The organism is Aurantibacter sp. (assembly GCF_042094015.1).
GTDB lineage: Bacteria > Bacteroidota > Bacteroidia > Flavobacteriales > Flavobacteriaceae > Aurantibacter.
On record NZ_JBELDZ010000004.1, the window covers coordinates 1 to 16,823 of the forward strand.

A 16,823-nucleotide genomic window follows, 5' to 3' on the forward strand; every position below is an offset into this window, starting at 1 on the left:
TGTTTTATATCAGCAGTTAAACGAAGTTAGTTGAAAAAAATGACAAAGTCAAGTTTAATCAATCGCGATCAATAACCAATTTAGCTAAAGAATTTGGATAACCACGTTGTGTAGCTAATTTAGAAGCCAATGCATTAATATCGTTTTTAGAAATACTATTTAATAAAACGTTTTTAGTAACAACTGTTTTTATAGTTGGAATAATAGCTTCTTCTTGAATTTTGTATATAATTTGATTAGCAACAGTTAAGGCTGAAGAGGCTTTAATAATTTCGCTACGTGCGTAAAATTTGGAAGGAAAACTAACTTCCCCAACTCTTAAAATTGGATCGTCTCCAGGAATTTGCTGTGCGCCATAAAGTGGTTTGCTTCCAGGTATTGCTGACTTAAATGTAGGAATAAACTTTGTAACATTACTAATAGCATTTTTGGTGCGTTGCTCTATATCGTTTTCTTTCCAACCACTTTTAAGCTTTTCTTTAATAATTGCGTTAAATTCTGGTTGAGATTGGTTGGTTTTAGATTGTATTAAACCGTTATCAAACAAAGTAACGTCTTTAGTCATTCCGTGAATTTGGTAATAATCATTACAATAAGGTGTTAATTGTACCATTCCATTTGGTGTGCCTCGTTTACCATGAAAAATAAGTTCTGGAATTAAACCATTTATGGGTTGCCATTTAGAAACGTAAGCAGCTTTAAACTCTATTAAACGTTTGGTGTTTAAATTAAGAGTAGTATCAATTTCACCTGTTTTAAATCCGCAAGAATTGACCAAGTATTTTACTTTATGTACTGCATTTTTGGTGTGGATTTTCCAATTATAACCAAGTTTTAAATGCTTCACGTCTTCTACTTTAGAAACATTAGTGTTTAATTGTAGGTTGCATTGTGTTGCTTTATTTAATGCTAATTGTGCTTGAGCGCCAAGCCTAAAAAAATTCCAACCATATTCTTGTACTAAAATAATAGGTGTTTTTAGTTGTGTGTAATCTATTAATTTTAGTGCGTTAGTAATCCATTGGTTAGCAGTTTTAGGCACTGTTACTGTTGGTTGTTTAACAAGCGTATTTAAATCTTCTTTTGTAAATATGTTATAGTAATCTTCTGGAGAACCAAGAATTTTATTTTTTGGATCTTCCTTAATTAATGTTTTGTAATAATCAACAAGAACATTTAATCGGTTTTGTATATCGCTAACTTTGTAGGTTTCAGATTTTGGAATACTTATAAAAGTAGGTCTTTGATCTATAGATTGTGGAAATAAACGCGCCATAGCTATAGATTGTTTCATTAATACTTTACATTGCTCTGTGGAAATATCTGGATACAAATTGCCACCTGCGTGTAAATGGCAAAAAGGCGAGCTATTTACAAGACTTTCTTCTTTTTCTAACAAGATATTTTCTATGCCATATTTAGCAAGCTCTAAAGCTATAACTGCTCCAGAAACTCCGCCGCCAATAATACCAACATTATAAACTTTACTCATACTAAAAAAAGTCTTGTAATGTTTTAAAATGGTCAACAACAATAGTTGGATTGTAATCTTTAATATTTTCGTTGTAGTTATAACCATAACTTACGCCAATATTATCCATTTTAGCATTTTGTGCAGCAAGAATATCATTTTTAGAATCTCCAACCATTACACATTGTTCTACAGTTACTTTGTTCTTTTCTGCTAAATGTAATAGAGGTAATGAACTTGGTTTTTTTTCTGATAAAGAATCTTCACCAATCCAAGAGGTGAAAAAGTGTTTGATTTCTAGTTTTTCTAAAATAGGCGAAATAAATGCATATGGTTTGTTAGTACAAATAGCCATTTTATAGCCTTCTTTATTTAGAAAATTTAAAGTTTCTAAAACATTAGGATACATAAATGTGTCTTTACACGTAACCTCTTTATAAGCGGAAAAATAAATATGAAAGGCTTCGTCTAAAAAATCTTCGCTAATACTTTTCGTTTTTTTAGCTTTTTCTAGAGCTCTTTTTACTAATGGCTTTGCACCATTACCAATAAATGGTGTTACTTGCGCAACAGTTAGTGGCTTCAAATTATAATGGACTAACATTTTATTTACCGCTAAAGTTAAATCAGGAATACTGTTTATAAGTGTTCCATCAAAATCGAATATAATAAGTGCTTTGTGTTTAAAGTTCACAGTAAAATAGTTTGTTACAAAGATGCGTAAGATTTATTAAAAAAAAGCTGGAATAAAGTTAGAAATTATTTCTTTTTAATTAAAGCTGATATGGTCTAATTCAATATCAAAATCACCTTGTTTTTTGTCGCTAATAATTAAAACCAATGTAAATACATTATCTAAATAGCTTAGTGGCATTTTAGCATCAAAAGTTTCACTAATTCTATAAGGTTTAAAATCTTCTAAATTCACAGTAAGTGTTTGCCAATTATTTGTTTTTGGTGAGAAAATGTGTTTAAAATATGGCATATAAAAACGCTCTTTATCTTTCAGAGATATGCCAAAAGATCTATTGGTGGTATTACTCTTAAATTTAATAGTCATTGTTTTGCAACCTTTCAATATTCCTGGTTTAAAAGAGGTTCTAATACTTGCAAAACCACCATTGTTTTTTAAAGATGTTTCACCTTTAAAAAGTAGTGTGTTTTTCGATAGTTTGATTTCTGATTTAGATAATCCGCCCATAACACCATCGTTTACAATACGCCAATTTTGGGAGTTATGATTTGTGCCAAAGTTAAATTCTATTCCAGAAAGTGTTAACATAGATATAATTGAGAATAATAAAAGTGATTTCATATTTTAAAAATACTAGTATTGAAATTCAATTAATAATTTTTATAAATTTATTAACTAAAGTGTTTAATCTTTTAGCTTTTAAAATCTTATGCTTTTAATTTCATATATGGTTTGGATTAGAAATTAAACATATAACACTATTTTTGTAGTTATGATAAATCAATTACAAAACTATATTCCAGAAGCAGCTTTCTTAAAAGTGTCTGTGCTTTTAGATTATGAAAATCTTGTTGTAATTGTGAAAAATGAACGTAAAACAACACATGGAGATTATAGGCGATTACCAAATAACAAGCATCAAATTACAGTAAATAACAATTTAAATAGTTATAGGTTTTTAATAACTCTAATTCACGAAATTGCTCATTTTGAAGCGTATAAAAAATATGGCAAAGCAATAAAACCACATGGTTTAGAGTGGAAACAAACATTTCAGCATTTAATGTTACCATTTATAAATCCAGATATTTTCCCTAATCATTTATTACCACTTTTAGCGCGTCATTTTAAAAACCCCAAAGCCAGTTCGGATACAGATATTGTACTATCTGCAGCGTTAAAAAAATACGACCCACCAAGTGATTCTGTTTTTGTATCAGAATTAGCGTTAGAAACTATTTTTAGAATGCCAAATAATCGTGTTTTTAAACGAGGATTAGTAAGAAGAAAACGTATAGAATGTTTAGAGATTTCTTCTGGAAAGACCTATTTATTTCATCCAAATGCAGAAGTGGAAATTGTAGCTTAAAATCTTTCAAAAAAAAGCAAAATCAATTTCAGAATTTATATATTGCATAGTTAGAAAATTAAAGCAATGAATAGTAATTACTATGCAATAATAATGGCTGGTGGCGTTGGATCTCGTTTTTGGCCTGTAAGTACCAAAACATTTCCAAAGCAGTTTCATGATATGCTTGGAACAGGAGAAACGTTAATACAAAAAACGTTTAATAGATTGTCGGCAATTATACCTAAAGAGAACATCTACATCTTAACTAATGAAGATTATAACGATTTAGTATTAGAGCAATTACCAGAAATTTGCCAAGAGCAAGTGGTTTTAGAACCTGCAATGCGTAATACTGCGCCTTGTATTTTATATGCTTCTCTTAAAATTAAAAAATTAAATCCAAATGCTTTAATGTTGGTCGCTCCAAGTGATCATTGGATAGAAGATGAAACAGCATTTAATAAAAACGTAAAGCAGTCTTTTCAATTTTGTGAGCAAAAAGATGCGTTAATGACTTTAGGTATAAAACCTACATTTCCAAATACGGGTTATGGTTATATTGAATTTAATAAAGCGGATGATTATCCAGTTAAAAAAGTAGCTCAATTCCGAGAAAAACCAGACTATAAAACAGCAAAAAGTTTTTTATCTAAAGGGAATTTTTTGTGGAATGCCGGGATTTTTGTTTGGTCGGTTAATTCTGTTTTAAAGGCTTTTGAAAATAATCAACCAGAACTATTCAAATTATTTAATGATGCTGAGGCTATTTACAATACAACAGAAGAAACTAAATTTATAACAGAGAATTACGAAAAAGCAGAAAACATATCTGTAGATTATGCCATTCTAGAAAAATCGCCTAACGTATTTGTTTTACCAGCAACTTTTGATTGGAATGATCTTGGTACTTGGGGAAGTTTATACGATAAGTTAGATAAAGATTATAATAAAAACGCAGTGGTTAATTCTAGAATTTTAACCAATAATGCACAAGGAAACATGATTCGTACTTATAACGATAAAGTGGTTGTTGTAGATGGGTTAAGTAATTATATTATTGTAGATAAAGAAGATGTTTTATTAATTTATCCTAAGGCAAAAGAGCAGGATATTAAAAAAGTAAGACAAGAAGTTAAAGATGAGTTTGGTGACCATTTAGGTTAAAATATTTATTATGGAAGAAAATAAATTTAATTTTTCTGAAGATACTCCTAAAGAAGATTTAGTTCAGGAATCAAAAGACGCAGTAAAAAAAGATGCAGTTGGTTTATTTGCAAGTTTTCGTATTTATTTACGTGAACTTTTAGATTTTAGAGATGATACAGATAGAGATGCAACAGTTGAAGCTATTAAAGCAGATATTCCGTTAAAAGGTGCAACTGCTTGGATTTTAATTTGTTCAATATTTGTAGCCTCAATTGGTTTAAACGCAAATTCTACTGCTGTTGTTATTGGTGCTATGTTAATATCCCCATTAATGGGACCAATTTTAGGTTTAGGAATGTCTTTAGCAATAAATGATATTGATACACTAAAAAAATCACTAATAAACTTAACTACTATGATTGTGTTAAGTTTGTTAACTGCATTTTTATTTTTTAAATTCTTTCCTTTAAGCGAAGAAACATCTGAATTGTTAGGAAGGACAAGACCAGATATTAGAGATGTTTTAATAGCCTTTTTTGGTGGAGCAGCATTAATGATTGCAAGAACAAAAAAAGGAACAATTGCCTCAGTAATATTTGGTGTGGCAATTGCTACAGCTTTAATGCCTCCATTATGTACTGCAGGTTTTGGCTTGGCTAAGAATATGAAATATTTTTGGGGAGCAATGTATTTGTTTACAATAAATACAATTTTTATTGGTTTAGCAGCTTTTGTAGTTTTAAAAGTCTTGAGGTTTCCAATGCTTAAATACGCCAATTCTAAAAAACGTAAACGTATTGCTCAATTAGCATCATTAGTTGCAGTAATTGTTATGATTCCAGCAATTAGAACCTTTTATAACGTATGGACAGAAACTAAATACGAAATGGGTTTTAAGAATTTTGTAAAAAATGAAGTAGAATCTAATGATGATTTGTGGTCTCAAAGAGATCCAGTCTTAGATCAAGATACTAAGAAAATTAAATTATATTTTAATGGTGAAATTTCCCCTGCTATGGAAAATAGTTTGAGGAATTCATATAAAAACTATGAAAACATACAAGGTTTCGACTTAGTGATTAACAGTAATAAATCAAGAAGTGCAGATGTTGTTGCAGAAATGCTAAAAAAGTCTGAAATTAGAAATGAACAAAAAGATATTTTAGTAACTGGTTTACAGCAGCAGGTTGATAGTTTAGAGTTATTTATTAAGTCATTAAAGTCTTCTGAAATAAATATGTTAGATTATAAAGAAGTAGCAAGAGATGCTAAGATTAAATTTAATGATTTAAAGTCTTTTGGTTACGCAACAATGTTTGAGTCTAAAGACTTTGTAAAAATGGATACTATTTCAATTGCAAAAATAACATGGAATTCACAATTAAGTGATAGTGTAAAAACTATAAAAGATGAAACCTTAAAACTTTGGCTTAAAGACCGAATTAAAGCTAAAAAAGTGGTTATAAAGAGTGAATAAAAATTTATTCTGTTAAGTACATTTTTCGTACTTTTTTAAATAAATTAGAAGAATAAACGAAGTTTGTAACAGCTTCGTTTTCTGTTTTAAAAATGTCGTGTCTTGTGCCTTCCCATTCTTTTAACCCTAATTGTAAGAACACAATTTTCTCTCCAATCTCCATTACAGAATTCATATCATGAGAATTTATTACGGTTGTAATATTATACTCTTCTGTTATTTCTTTAATTAAGTTATCTATTACTATAGAAGTTCTTGGGTCTAAACCAGAATTAGGTTCATCACAAAATAAATATTTTGGTTTATTTACAATTGCTCTTGCAATAGCTACACGTTTTTGCATTCCTCCAGAAGCTTCACTAGGCATTTTAGTGTGTGCATCAGATAAATTAACACGATTTAAAACAAAGTCCACACGATCATGCATTTCACTTTTACTTTGATCAGTAAACATACGTAATGGAAACATAACATTTTCTGCAATAGTCATAGAATCAAATAACGCAGAGCCTTGAAATACCATGCCAATATCTGCTCTCATATTTCGTTTTTCAGATTCGCTTAATTGTGCAAAAATATTACCATCATAAGATATGCTACCTTGTTCGTAATCAAATAAACCCAAAAGGCATTTTAAGAAAACGGTTTTTCCAGAACCACTTTGACCAATAATTAAATTTGTTTTACCAGCTTCAAAAGTAGTTGTAATACCTTTAAGAATATGATTTTCTCCAAAGGATTTGTGTAAATCTTTAACTTCAATCATTAGCTTAAAAGTAATTGGGTTAATATGTAGTTTAGTAAAATAATAGCAACACTTGTCCAAACAAAAGAGCTTGTACTTGCTTTACCTACTTCTAATGCTCCACCTTTCATATAGTAACCATAAAAAGATGGTACTGTTGCTAAAATAAAAGCAAAGACAAACGTTTTTAAAAAGGCATAAATAATATGAAAAGGTATAAAGTCAAGTTGTACACCAGTAATAAAGTCTTCTGAAGTAGCGTATCCTCCCAAAATACAAGCGGTTAAACCACCAAAAATGCCTAAAAACATTGCTATAGAGATTACAAATGGGTAAAGTGTTAGCGCAATTACTTTTGGGAAAACTAAGTAGTTTAACGAGTTAATTCCCATGGTTTCTAATGCGTCGATTTGCTCGGTGACACGCATAGTTCCTATGCTTGATGTAATAAAAGATCCAACTTTCCCAGCCATAATTATAGAGATAAATGTAGGGGCAAATTCTAAAACAATAGATTGTCTTGTTGCAAATCCAACAAGAGATTTTGGTATTAATGGACTATCTATGTTTAATGCAGTTTGTATAGTAATAACTCCACCAACAAAAAAGGCTATAAAAGATACAATTCCAATAGATCCAATGATTAAATCATCTATATCTTTTAAAATTAATTTTTTCATAACAGACCACTTAGTAGGTTTTCTAAACATTCTGATAACCATCAAGAAGTAAGCGCCAAAATTATATAAATACTGCATAAATTATTTGTTACTGCTAAAATATGAAAATTAAAGACTTGTTAACTTATAAATTAAAAATCATCCATAAGAAAATAGTATTTTTGAAATAATAAAAATTGGTGTTATGAAAAAAATAGGAGTTTTTTTAGTTTTTTTAATTGCTTTTAGCTGTGTAAGTGTTAAAAATCCAGACATTATAGTTGTAAATAAGTCACCTACTAAAAAACAAGAAACGTCTAGGCCTAAGCTTGTTATTGGTATTGTTGTAGATCAAATGCGATATGATTATTTAACTAGATTCTATTCTAAATATGGAAATGGAGGATTTAAGCGGTTAATGAATAACGGTTTTAACTTTAAAAATAATCATTATAATTATGTGCCAACTTATACAGGTCCAGGCCATGCTTCTGTTTTTACGGGTGCTACTCCAAAAACACATGCTATAATTGGTAATAATTGGTATGATAAATATGAAGATAAATATGTGTATTGTACTGGAGATAAAAATGTTTTACCAGTTGGAACATTAAATAAAGCGGGTTTAATGTCGCCACATAGAATGAAAACAACCACATTAGGAGATGAAAATAGGTTGTTTACTCAATTTAAAGGTAAAACTATTGGAATATCTATAAAAGATAGAGGTGCAATTTTACCAGCAGGACATAGTGCAAATGCAGCTTACTGGTTTCATGGAGCTAAAGAAGGAGCTTTTGTTTCTAGTTCTTATTATATGACTGATTTACCACAATGGGTTAAAGATTTTAATCAGTCTAATACTGCGGAATCGTATTTGAAAGAATGGAATACATTATACCCAATTGAAAGTTATACAGAAAGTGGTGTGGACAAAAATGATTTTGAAACAGGTTTTAAAGATCAGAATTTCTTTCCATATAATTTGAATGAATTGAAAAATTTAGAAAAACCTTTTGATATAATAAAAGCTACACCATATGGAAATAGTTTGGTAACAGATTTTGCTATTGAAGTTGTTAAAAATGAAGCATTAGGTAAAGACGAATATACCGATGTATTAACAGTTAGTTTTTCTAGTACCGATTATGTAGGTCATAATTTTGGAGTAAATTCTAAAGAAGTAGAAGATACTTATATTAGGTTGGATAAAGATATAGAACGTTTTTTGAATTATATAGATACAGAAATCGGGAATGAAAATTACACTTTATTTTTAACATCAGACCATGGAGCAATTGATGTACCAAGTTATTTAAAAACGAAACAAATTCCTGCAGGATATACAGATAAAAGCAAAATAAGGAAAAAGCTAGATTTATTTTTAAAAACTAAGTATACTGCTACTGGGTTAATTAAAAAAATAAGTAATAATCAAGTGTTTTTAGATAAGGAGATAATAGACTTAAATAAATTAAATAAGGCGGAAATAGAAGAGGTTATTGTAGACGAAATAATTACATATAATACAATTTATAAAGCATATGGCTCTAAAACACTTCAGACTACAAACTTTACTACAGGTTTAGAATATTTAGTTCAGAATGGATTTAATCAAAAATATTCTGGAGATGTTGTCTTTGTTTATAATCCTAATTATATTTCATATAATAAGACAGGTTCTACACATGGATCTGGATTTAACTACGATACACATGTACCACTATTATTTTATGGTAATGGAATACAGAAAGGAGAAACTTTTAATAAAACTGAAATAACTAGTATAGTGCCAACTATATCTGCTTTATTAGGAGTTAGTTTCCCTAACGGTTCTAGTGATAAGGTTTTAAGTGAAGCTTTAAAAAACTAATCGTGTCATAAAAAAATAACAAAACTATTTTCTATATAAGAAGTAGTTGTTAACTAAGTCTATATATTGTTGTTTAGCAGTATCTTCAGAAACACTTTGTATTTGAAATAAAGCATTTGTTTTAAACGCATTAATTATTGGTTCGCGACTACTAGGTCTGCTATAATTGTTAGTAGATTTTTTATAGTAAGCATAAAGACGTAATAAAAAATCTGCAGGAAAAGGCTCTTTGTGTGCATTTATTCTTGCCACAGCATCTTCAAAAGTTTTATTTAATTCATCGCTAGTCATTATTAAACTTGAGCAATTATACTTTCGCCTCCTTTTACTTTTTGGTTTAATGCCACTTTAATATCTGTGCCTAATGGTAAGTATAAATCAACTCTAGAACCAAACTTAATAAAACCAGAATCAGTTCCTTGAACAGCAGTTTCATCAGTCTTTGCGTAATTAACTATACGTTTTGCTAGCGCACCAGCAATTTGTCTATATAAAACCGCTCCTACAGTATTGTTTTCTACTACAACAGTTGTGCGCTCATTTTCTGTGCTTGCTTTTGGATGCCAAGCCACTAGGTATTTCCCTGGATGGTACTTACTATAAGTAACTTTCCCACCTATAGGGAAACGTGTTACATGAACATTTATTGGGGACATAAATACACTTACTTGTAAGCGTTTGTCTTTAAAAAATTCTGGCTCATAAACTTCTTCAATTACAACAACTTTTCCATCTACAGGTGACACAATTGTGTTCTCGTTTAAAACCGTTGATCTTTTAGGGTTTCTAAAAAATTGAAGTATTATAAATAGAAAGAATCCAATTACAGTAAAAGCAACCCATTTTAACCAATCTAAAGTTATAAAATGATCTGATACTAAGAATAAACTAATACATATAATAAATGTAATTGTAATAATTTTAAAACCTTCTTTATGAAACATATGTTGTAATTCTTAAAAATAAATAAATAAATGGTGCAGCAAATATAATACTATCTAATCGATCTAATAATCCTCCATGTCCAGGCATTATAGAGCCGCTATCTTTAACATTTGCTTGACGTTTAAACTTAGATTCAATTAAATCACCAATAGTCCCAATAGAACTAATAATAATACTTAAAATAAGCCAAGATGTAAATGTCAATGTTTGAGTATATTTAAATATAAAATAACTAGTAATGCAAGCAAATAGAACGCCTCCTAAAAAGCCTTCTACTGTTTTTTTAGGCGAAATTCTTGAAAATAATTTTTGTTTACCAAAGTTCTTACCTACAAGGTAAGCAAAGGTATCGTTAACCCAAATTAATATAAAACTACATAATAGAATTTTATAATCAAAAGTTCCATTGTAATTAGTGATTAGAGGTAAAAACACAAATGCACTTGATAGGTAAAATATGGTTAAAAGGTATTTTCTAAATGTAAATAATGGGATTGTTTTTTCGGAAAATAAATCTCTAATTAAGAATAGCTGAACAAATATGGTGAACACTTGAAGTATTTGAGTTGCTACATCTATAATATTTGAATCATCTGAAATTATATTCCAATAACCAAAAATAAAATATATTAATGTAAATGCTATATATGGTATTTTACTTTCTAATGCAATTAGTTTTTTAAATTCGCTAATACATATTATTCCAAATATATAAAAGATCAAGATTAAAGAATGTTGATTGAAAAAGGAAAATATTAATAAAGATATAAAGATAAAGCCAGAAAAAGCTCTTGTTATAGTTTCGCGCATATTATAAATCTTCTAACAATAGAAGGTAAACATTTTTGGCACTTGTACCATAAGTTAAGAAGCTTTCTTCTAAGTCTTCTTTAAAATTCTTAATAGTTGTAATGTTGGTTGGTATTTTAGGTGCGTTTTTTTGTTTAATTCCAGTTAAACCTTCACTAATATTATGTACAATTTGACTTGTGGTTGCGTATGCAATAATGTTATTTGGGTATTCGTTTATTTTTTTTTCCGCTATTTGGTTAGAAGATATTAGTAGAGAGCCAATTTCTGCAACTAAAGCTTCCACTGTTGTTACAAAATAAGTAGCATTTTCTAAATTTTCGGTAAGTTTAATTTTACTTTTTTTAAATATCTTCTTGGTAGATTTGTTATAGATAAAACCTTCTTCTTTATTCCATTTTGTTTCTTTTAAAATAGAATTTAAATTTGAATCCACTTCGTCTGAGTTAATACAATAAAGGAATTTACCGCCATTTTGTTTGAATTCAAGCATGAATTTTTCGTCTACTGGAACTTCAATTTTTGGCATATGTTTACCACGTTCTTCAATTGAAGAATTTTCTTTGGAAGAATTAGGTTTTGAGCCAAAAATTTTTCTAAATAAACTCATATTCGTACTAAAAGTATTTTTAATATAAAATACTAATACCAAATATAAAAAAAAACTTAGACTAACGTATTGTTAATCTAAGCTTTTGTTTTAAAAAAAATGAATTTTATTATTCTTCCTCTTCAGAAGTTATATCTATAATTGTTTTTTCTTCAAAAGGTCTTTTTCCAAATAACTCTTCTAAATCATCTTTAAAAATTACTTCACGTTCTGTTAAGCGTTCTGCAAGCAAAATTAAAAGTTCTTTTTTGTCTTTTAAAAGCTCTATGGCACGTTGGTATTGCGTTTCAATAATGCTTTTAATTTCATTATCAATAAGTTCTGCTGTTTTCTCACTGTATGGTTTAACAAAACCATTTTCTCCAGCAGGATCATAAAATGTCACGTTACCAACTTTTTCGTTTAATCCATAAATCATAACCATCGCTTTTGCTTTCTTGGTTACACTTTCTAAATCACTTAAAGCACCAGTTGAAATCTTTCCAAAAATTATTTGTTCTGCAGCTCTACCGGCCATAGTTACACAAATTTCATCTAAGAATTTTTCTGTTCTAGTTATAAATTTTTCTTCTGGCAAATACCAAGCGGCTCCAAGCGAACGTCCACGAGGAACAATAGTTACTTTTACTAATGGGTCTGCATGTTCTAAAAACCAGCTTGTAGTTGCGTGTCCTGCTTCATGATAGGCAATAGTTTTCTTTTCTTCTGCAGAAAATATATTACTTCGTCTCTCTAATCCACCAACAATTCTGTCTACAGCATCTAAAAAGTCTTGTTTTTCAACTGCTTTTTTATCGTTACGAGCAGCAATTAAAGCAGCTTCATTACAAAGATTTGCTATGTCAGCTCCAGAAAATCCAGGCGTTTGTTTAGATAAAAAACTTACGTCTAAGCCTTCTGCTTTTTTTATTGGTTTTAAGTGTACATCAAAAATAGCTTGACGTTCAGTTAAGTTTGGTAAATCAACATGAATCTGTCTGTCAAAACGACCAGCACGCATTAAAGCTTTATCTAAAACATCTGCTCTATTAGTTGCAGCTAAAACAATAACGTTAGTTTTAGTACCAAAACCATCCATTTCCGTTAAAAGTTGATTAAGAGTATTCTCTCTTTCGTCATTACTTCCAGACATAGCGTTTTTTCCTCTTGCTCTACCAATAGCATCAATTTCATCAATAAATATAATTGCAGGTGATTTTTCTTTTGCCTGTTTGAATAAGTCTCTTACTCTAGAAGCTCCAACACCAACAAACATTTCTACAAAATCTGAACCAGATAGCGAGTAGAAAGGCACTTTAGCTTCTCCTGCTACGGCTTTTGCTAATAATGTTTTTCCTGTTCCTGGAGGACCAACTAAAAGTGCTCCTTTAGGAATTTTACCTCCAAGGTTAGTATATTTTTCAGGGTTTTTTAGGAAGTCTACAATTTCTTGTACTTCTTCTTTTGCGCCTTCTAGACCAGCAACATTTTTGAATGTTGTTTTAATATCAGTTTTCTCATCAAATAGTTTGGCTTTAGATTTCCCTATATTGAAAATTTGTCCGCCTGCGCCGCCACCAGAGCCACCAGACATTCTTCTCATAATAAAAATCCAAACAGCAACTAAAATAATAATTGGTAAAAGACTAATCAATAAGTCACCAAATGTGTCGCTTTCAGTTTTAAAACCAACTTCTGGTTTAGTTGTTAATTCTTTAGAAGTTGTTTGTAATTCATTTTCAAAATTTTGAAGATCACCAAATTCAAAAGTATAATTTGGTACGTTCTTACTTGGTAGGCCAAAATTATTTGGTTTACCTTTAGAGTGTTCTTCTTTTTTAGAAGCATCTTCAGTTAAAAAAACTTGAGCTACACGAGTGTTTTTAACAATTAATACCTTCGATATATCACCATTTTTTAAATAATTAAAAAAATCGCGAGGTGTGGTTTTGGATGGTTCTCCAAGACCGCTACTAAAAACTTGTACAGCTATAAAAAGCAATATTAATCCTCCATATATCCAATAAGGATTAAATTTAGGTTTCTTTGGAGTTGTTTTTTTGTCTGCCATGTTGTTTTATTAATAATTTGTTTCAATCTGAGTTATTTTGGCGTCTCCCCATAATCCTTCAATATCGTAATATTCTCGAACCTGTTTTTGGAACACATGAACTACTACATTTACGTAGTCCATTAAAATCCACTCACCATTATCTTCCCCTTCAATATGCCAAGGTTTATCTTTAAGTTCTTTGCTTACTTTTTTTCCTACAGCACCAACAATAGCATTAACTTGCGTATTAGAGCTTCCTTCGCAAATAATAAAATAGTCGCAAACTGTATTTTCAAGTTCTCTTAAATCTAATAAAACAATTTCTTTCCCTTTTACATCTTCTATACCACTTAGTATAGTTGCAATTAATGCATCAGAATTTGTGTTTTTTTTAATCATGTATATCTTGTAGTGTTTGGCAAAGTTATTATATTTAGCTTCTGTAGAATCTAAAAAAAATCATAAAGATTTCAGTTTGCAAAGATAATTCTTTTTTATGCGTATAATCAAACTTAATGCCACTCATTCTACTAATGACTATTTGCGTGCGCTTACTTTAGATCAAATATGCAAAGATTATTTAATTATTACTACTAAATCGCAAACTAGAGGTAAAGGACAAATGGGAAGTTCTTGGATTTCTGAGACAGGTAAGAATCTAACTTTTAGTGTGTTTAAACGTAATTTGAATTTAGATGTTAAGAATCAATTTTTATTAAATGTTGTTGTTGCTTTAGCTATTCATAAAGCGTTATATTCTTATGAATTAAAACATTTATTTGTGAAGTGGCCTAACGACATATTGGCAGAGCAAAAAAAGATTTGCGGTGTTTTAGTAGAAACTGCCATTAAATCTAACAATATAGATTCTGCTATTTTGGGAATAGGTTTAAATGTAAATCAGTTAGATTTTAATAAGTTTCCTAAGGCATCATCGTTAAAAAAACTAACTGGATTGGATTATGATTTAGATGAACTTTTACATTCTATAATTGAATCGCTTAAATATTACTTTAATTGGTTGGAAGCCGAGAAGTTTGATGAGCTTTTAGTAGCTTATGAAGAATTACTTTTTAGAAAAGAAAAACCTTCGACATTTAAAACTGCCGAAGGTGATTTATGTGTTGGAATTATTAAAGGGATTTCTAAACAAGGTTTACTAAAAGTCCTTTTTGAAGACGATAATTTGAAAACCTTTGATTTAAAAGAAATAACTTTACTATACTAAATAGCTTTAGGCATATTGGTAGCTAAAGTCTCAATAAACTTAGATATTGGTCCTTTTATCATCATTGCCATCATTGCATTAAATTCTCCAGAAAAAGTTAATTGAACTTCTGATTTTGATGCTTCAAGTTCTATTATGTTAGCTGTAAGAGAAAAATCTAATTTACCAGCAGCGCCTAAAACAATTTGAGAAGGTTCTGTAACCTCTTTGCGTTTAAGTACAATTTCTGGCATTCCTTTTAAAGCAAACAAGAATTTATCCTGATCTAAAACTTCAAACTTACTAATGTTTTCTGGCATTAACGCCTTAAAATTTTCAACATTATTTAAAAAAGTAAACGTGTCTTGTGCAGACTTGTCTATAGTTACTTTTGGAGATTCTAAATTCATAATTGTATTTTTTTTATAGATATCAATTAGCGTTCCATTTACTTGGGTTTTCATTCCAAATAGCTAATGTGTCTAATTGTTCTTTTGTAATATAATTGGTTTCTAAAGCTTCTTCTAATAAAGCTTCATAGTTACTCATTGTATTTAACTTTACGTTTGCTGTTTCAAAATTATCTTTAGCAACATCAAATCCATAGCTAAAAATAGCAACCATTCCTTTTACGTTTAAGTCTGCAGCTCTTAGAGCTTCAACTGCAGCAAGACTACTTTTTCCAGTACTTATTAAATCTTCTATAACTACTACGTTTTGTCCACTTTTTACAAAACCTTCAATTTGGTTTTGTCTTCCGTGTTTTTTTGCTTCCGGTCTTACATATATAAAAGGTAAACCTAAATATTCTGCCACTAACATGCCAATACCTATAGCGCCAGTAGCAACACCAGCAATAACATCTGGTTTTCCGTATTCTTCTTCTATAAACTTAGCCATTTGTTCACGAATGTAATTGCGAATAATTGGAAAAGATAATACAATACGATTGTCACAATAAATAGGCGATTTCCAGCCACTTGCCCAAGTAAATGGATCTGTTGGTTGTAATTTTATAGCGTTTACTTGCAATAAAACTTTTGCGGTCTGTTTTGAACTGTTTTTATCTAGTGTCATAGTGCAAAACTACATTTTAATTTAAATTTTAACTATTTTAAGATTGAATTTCTTTAAATTATCTATGAGTGTTGTTTTTTTAATTATTTTTATACTTGTAATTTTTTAGACCTCTATAAGTGATTAAAATATTCGTAAATGATAAGCCGATCTTTTTAACAACGAAAGTTGAAAAAGAAACTGATTTTAAAAATTTCTTATTAAAAGATGTTTCTATAGAAACAGTCTTAGATACTTTAGCGAAAAAGCGTTATGCTTATGTGCGATTAATACATCATAACGAAGAAACTTTATTAAAACATTTTTGTAAAAAACTTCCTAATGTTATTGCTGGAGGAGGAAAAGTATATAACTCTAAAGGCGAAATTTTATTTATTTTTAGAAATAACAAATGGGATTTACCCAAAGGTAAAGCAGAAAAAAAGGAGACTATTGAGCAGACTGCTATTAGAGAAGTTATAGAGGAAACTGGAGTGAAAGATTTAAAAATTATAAATGTATTGCCAATAACATATCATATTTTTAAGCGTAATGGAAAAATTAAACTTAAGATAACCCATTGGTTTACTATGGAAACCACTTTTGAAGGTCGTCTTTTTCCACAAGAAAGTGAAGGTATTACAAAAGTAGAATGGTTAAATGAGATGGCTTCTAAAAAAGCTTTAGAAAATAGTTACGCCAATATTAAGTTGTTAATTTAACAATCTAATTTTGTGTATAAAAAAA

The 16,823-nt window shown here is 29.5% G+C and carries 19 protein-coding genes; 6 read left to right on the forward strand and 13 right to left on the reverse strand.

Annotated features, from left to right (window positions below):
• Positions 1 to 58 precede the first annotated feature (58 nt).
• The 3 genes from ACFDSN_RS01135 to ACFDSN_RS01145 all read right to left on the reverse strand — a co-directional run bounded on the left by ACFDSN_RS01135 (position 59) and on the right by ACFDSN_RS01145 (position 2,786).
• On the reverse strand, positions 59 to 1,492 hold the full coding sequence (locus ACFDSN_RS01135; protein WP_375237981.1) for an FAD-dependent monooxygenase: 1,434 nt from the start codon (positions 1,490 to 1,492) through the stop codon (positions 59 to 61).
• A 1-nt stretch (position 1,493) separates the two neighbouring features.
• Entirely contained in the window at positions 1,494 to 2,165 is a 672-nt protein-coding gene (locus tag ACFDSN_RS01140; protein WP_375237982.1) for a phosphoglycolate phosphatase, read from the reverse strand.
• 75 nt (positions 2,166 to 2,240) lie between these two features.
• On the reverse strand, positions 2,241 to 2,786 hold the full coding sequence (locus tag ACFDSN_RS01145) for a CIA30 family protein (protein WP_375237983.1): 546 nt from the start codon (positions 2,784 to 2,786) through the stop codon (positions 2,241 to 2,243).
• 151 nt (positions 2,787 to 2,937) lie between these two features.
• On the opposite strand from ACFDSN_RS01145, the gene ACFDSN_RS01150 reads away from it, so the two are divergent.
• From ACFDSN_RS01150 to ACFDSN_RS01160, 3 genes are all read left to right on the forward strand, one after another.
• The gene (locus ACFDSN_RS01150; RefSeq protein ID WP_375237984.1) at positions 2,938 to 3,534 is read left to right on the forward strand and encodes a SprT-like domain-containing protein; all 597 of its coding nucleotides are present in this window, start codon (positions 2,938 to 2,940) and stop codon (positions 3,532 to 3,534) included.
• Positions 3,535 to 3,600: 66 nt separating this feature from the next.
• On the forward strand, positions 3,601 to 4,680 hold the full coding sequence (locus tag ACFDSN_RS01155) for a mannose-1-phosphate guanylyltransferase (RefSeq protein ID WP_375237985.1): 1,080 nt from the start codon (positions 3,601 to 3,603) through the stop codon (positions 4,678 to 4,680).
• Between the two features lie 10 nt (positions 4,681 to 4,690).
• Complete coding sequence (locus ACFDSN_RS01160) at positions 4,691 to 6,139, forward strand: DUF389 domain-containing protein (protein WP_375237986.1); 1,449 nt, start codon at positions 4,691 to 4,693, stop codon at positions 6,137 to 6,139.
• A gap of 4 nt (positions 6,140 to 6,143) precedes the next feature.
• On the opposite strand, the gene ACFDSN_RS01165 is transcribed toward ACFDSN_RS01160, so the two are convergent.
• On the reverse strand, positions 6,144 to 6,905 hold the full coding sequence (locus ACFDSN_RS01165; RefSeq protein ID WP_375237987.1) for an ABC transporter ATP-binding protein: 762 nt from the start codon (positions 6,903 to 6,905) through the stop codon (positions 6,144 to 6,146).
• Positions 6,905 to 7,642, reverse strand: coding sequence for an MlaE family ABC transporter permease (locus tag ACFDSN_RS01170; protein WP_375237988.1), 738 nt, complete (start codon positions 7,640 to 7,642; stop codon positions 6,905 to 6,907). Before ACFDSN_RS01170 ends, ACFDSN_RS01165 begins: the two co-directional genes overlap by 1 nt.
• 106 nt (positions 7,643 to 7,748) lie before the next feature.
• Between ACFDSN_RS01170 and pafA the strand changes: the two genes are divergently transcribed.
• A complete protein-coding gene (gene pafA / locus ACFDSN_RS01175; protein ID WP_375237989.1) occupies positions 7,749 to 9,416 on the forward strand; it encodes an alkaline phosphatase PafA in 1,668 nt (555 codons plus the stop codon).
• A 24-nt stretch (positions 9,417 to 9,440) separates the two neighbouring features.
• Here pafA and ACFDSN_RS01180 read toward each other — a convergent pair whose 3' ends face one another.
• The 6 genes from ACFDSN_RS01180 to rsfS form a co-directional block, all read right to left on the reverse strand.
• Positions 9,441 to 9,707, reverse strand: a complete 267-nt coding sequence (locus ACFDSN_RS01180; RefSeq protein ID WP_375237990.1) for an acyl-CoA-binding protein — start codon at positions 9,705 to 9,707, stop codon at positions 9,441 to 9,443.
• Positions 9,708 to 9,709: 2 nt separating this feature from the next.
• The gene (locus ACFDSN_RS01185; RefSeq protein WP_375237991.1) at positions 9,710 to 10,360 is read right to left on the reverse strand and encodes a phosphatidylserine decarboxylase family protein; all 651 of its coding nucleotides are present in this window, start codon (positions 10,358 to 10,360) and stop codon (positions 9,710 to 9,712) included.
• Entirely contained in the window at positions 10,350 to 11,171 is an 822-nt protein-coding gene (locus ACFDSN_RS01190; protein WP_375237992.1) for a phosphatidate cytidylyltransferase, read from the reverse strand. Before ACFDSN_RS01190 ends, ACFDSN_RS01185 begins: the two co-directional genes overlap by 11 nt.
• A 1-nt stretch (position 11,172) precedes the next feature.
• Complete coding sequence (locus ACFDSN_RS01195) at positions 11,173 to 11,781, reverse strand: LUD domain-containing protein (protein WP_375237993.1); 609 nt, start codon at positions 11,779 to 11,781, stop codon at positions 11,173 to 11,175.
• Positions 11,782 to 11,890: 109 nt separating this feature from the next.
• Entirely contained in the window at positions 11,891 to 13,831 is a 1,941-nt protein-coding gene (gene ftsH / locus ACFDSN_RS01200) for an ATP-dependent zinc metalloprotease FtsH (RefSeq protein WP_375237994.1), read from the reverse strand.
• 9 nt (positions 13,832 to 13,840) lie between these two features.
• Positions 13,841 to 14,212: a ribosome silencing factor gene (rsfS, locus tag ACFDSN_RS01205; protein ID WP_375237995.1), complete on the reverse strand. Its 372-nt coding sequence runs from the start codon at positions 14,210 to 14,212 to the stop codon at positions 13,841 to 13,843.
• Between the two features lie 97 nt (positions 14,213 to 14,309).
• On the opposite strand from rsfS, the gene ACFDSN_RS01210 reads away from it, so the two are divergent.
• A complete protein-coding gene (locus ACFDSN_RS01210) occupies positions 14,310 to 15,041 on the forward strand; it encodes a biotin--[acetyl-CoA-carboxylase] ligase (RefSeq protein ID WP_375237996.1) in 732 nt (243 codons plus the stop codon).
• Here ACFDSN_RS01210 and ACFDSN_RS01215 read toward each other — a convergent pair.
• Together ACFDSN_RS01215 and pyrE are read right to left on the reverse strand one after the other, a co-directional pair.
• Positions 15,038 to 15,430: an SRPBCC family protein gene (locus tag ACFDSN_RS01215; protein WP_375237997.1), complete on the reverse strand. Its 393-nt coding sequence runs from the start codon at positions 15,428 to 15,430 to the stop codon at positions 15,038 to 15,040. The two genes, ACFDSN_RS01210 and ACFDSN_RS01215, sit on opposite strands and share 4 nt — an antisense overlap.
• Positions 15,431 to 15,452: 22 nt before the next feature.
• Positions 15,453 to 16,097 (reverse strand): orotate phosphoribosyltransferase, encoded by a 645-nt coding sequence (pyrE, locus tag ACFDSN_RS01220; protein WP_375237998.1) that lies wholly within the window; start codon positions 16,095 to 16,097, stop codon positions 15,453 to 15,455.
• 119 nt (positions 16,098 to 16,216) lie between these two features.
• Between pyrE and ACFDSN_RS01225 the strand changes: the two genes are divergently transcribed.
• Complete coding sequence (locus ACFDSN_RS01225; protein ID WP_375237999.1) at positions 16,217 to 16,798, forward strand: NUDIX hydrolase; 582 nt, start codon at positions 16,217 to 16,219, stop codon at positions 16,796 to 16,798.
• The last annotated feature ends 25 nt before the right edge of the window (positions 16,799 to 16,823 follow it).

Excerpts from the sequence above, each read along its gene's own strand:
- ACFDSN_RS01150 (WP_375237984.1), top strand. The coding sequence starts at position 2,938 with ATGATAAATCAATTACAAAACTATATTCCAGAAGCAGCTTTCTTAAAA.
- ACFDSN_RS01155 (WP_375237985.1), top strand. The coding sequence starts at position 3,601 with ATGAATAGTAATTACTATGCAATAATAATGGCTGGTGGCGTTGGATCT.
- ACFDSN_RS01180 (WP_375237990.1), bottom strand. The coding sequence starts at position 9,707 with ATGACTAGCGATGAATTAAATAAAACTTTTGAAGATGCTGTGGCAAGA.
- ACFDSN_RS01145 (WP_375237983.1), bottom strand. The coding sequence starts at position 2,786 with ATGAAATCACTTTTATTATTCTCAATTATATCTATGTTAACACTTTCT.
- ACFDSN_RS01165 (WP_375237987.1), bottom strand. The coding sequence starts at position 6,905 with ATGATTGAAGTTAAAGATTTACACAAATCCTTTGGAGAAAATCATATT.
- pafA (WP_375237989.1), top strand. The coding sequence starts at position 7,749 with ATGAAAAAAATAGGAGTTTTTTTAGTTTTTTTAATTGCTTTTAGCTGT.
- ftsH (WP_375237994.1), bottom strand. The coding sequence starts at position 13,831 with ATGGCAGACAAAAAAACAACTCCAAAGAAACCTAAATTTAATCCTTAT.
- ACFDSN_RS01160 (WP_375237986.1), top strand. The coding sequence starts at position 4,691 with ATGGAAGAAAATAAATTTAATTTTTCTGAAGATACTCCTAAAGAAGAT.
- ACFDSN_RS01215 (WP_375237997.1), bottom strand. The coding sequence starts at position 15,430 with ATGAATTTAGAATCTCCAAAAGTAACTATAGACAAGTCTGCACAAGAC.
- ACFDSN_RS01190 (WP_375237992.1), bottom strand. The coding sequence starts at position 11,171 with ATGCGCGAAACTATAACAAGAGCTTTTTCTGGCTTTATCTTTATATCT.
- ACFDSN_RS01170 (WP_375237988.1), bottom strand. The coding sequence starts at position 7,642 with ATGCAGTATTTATATAATTTTGGCGCTTACTTCTTGATGGTTATCAGA.
- rsfS (WP_375237995.1), bottom strand. The coding sequence starts at position 14,212 with ATGATTAAAAAAAACACAAATTCTGATGCATTAATTGCAACTATACTA.
- ACFDSN_RS01185 (WP_375237991.1), bottom strand. The coding sequence starts at position 10,360 with ATGTTTCATAAAGAAGGTTTTAAAATTATTACAATTACATTTATTATA.
- pyrE (WP_375237998.1), bottom strand. The coding sequence starts at position 16,097 with ATGACACTAGATAAAAACAGTTCAAAACAGACCGCAAAAGTTTTATTG.
- ACFDSN_RS01195 (WP_375237993.1), bottom strand. The coding sequence starts at position 11,781 with ATGAGTTTATTTAGAAAAATTTTTGGCTCAAAACCTAATTCTTCCAAA.
- ACFDSN_RS01210 (WP_375237996.1), top strand. The coding sequence starts at position 14,310 with ATGCGTATAATCAAACTTAATGCCACTCATTCTACTAATGACTATTTG.
- ACFDSN_RS01135 (WP_375237981.1), bottom strand. The coding sequence starts at position 1,492 with ATGAGTAAAGTTTATAATGTTGGTATTATTGGCGGCGGAGTTTCTGGA.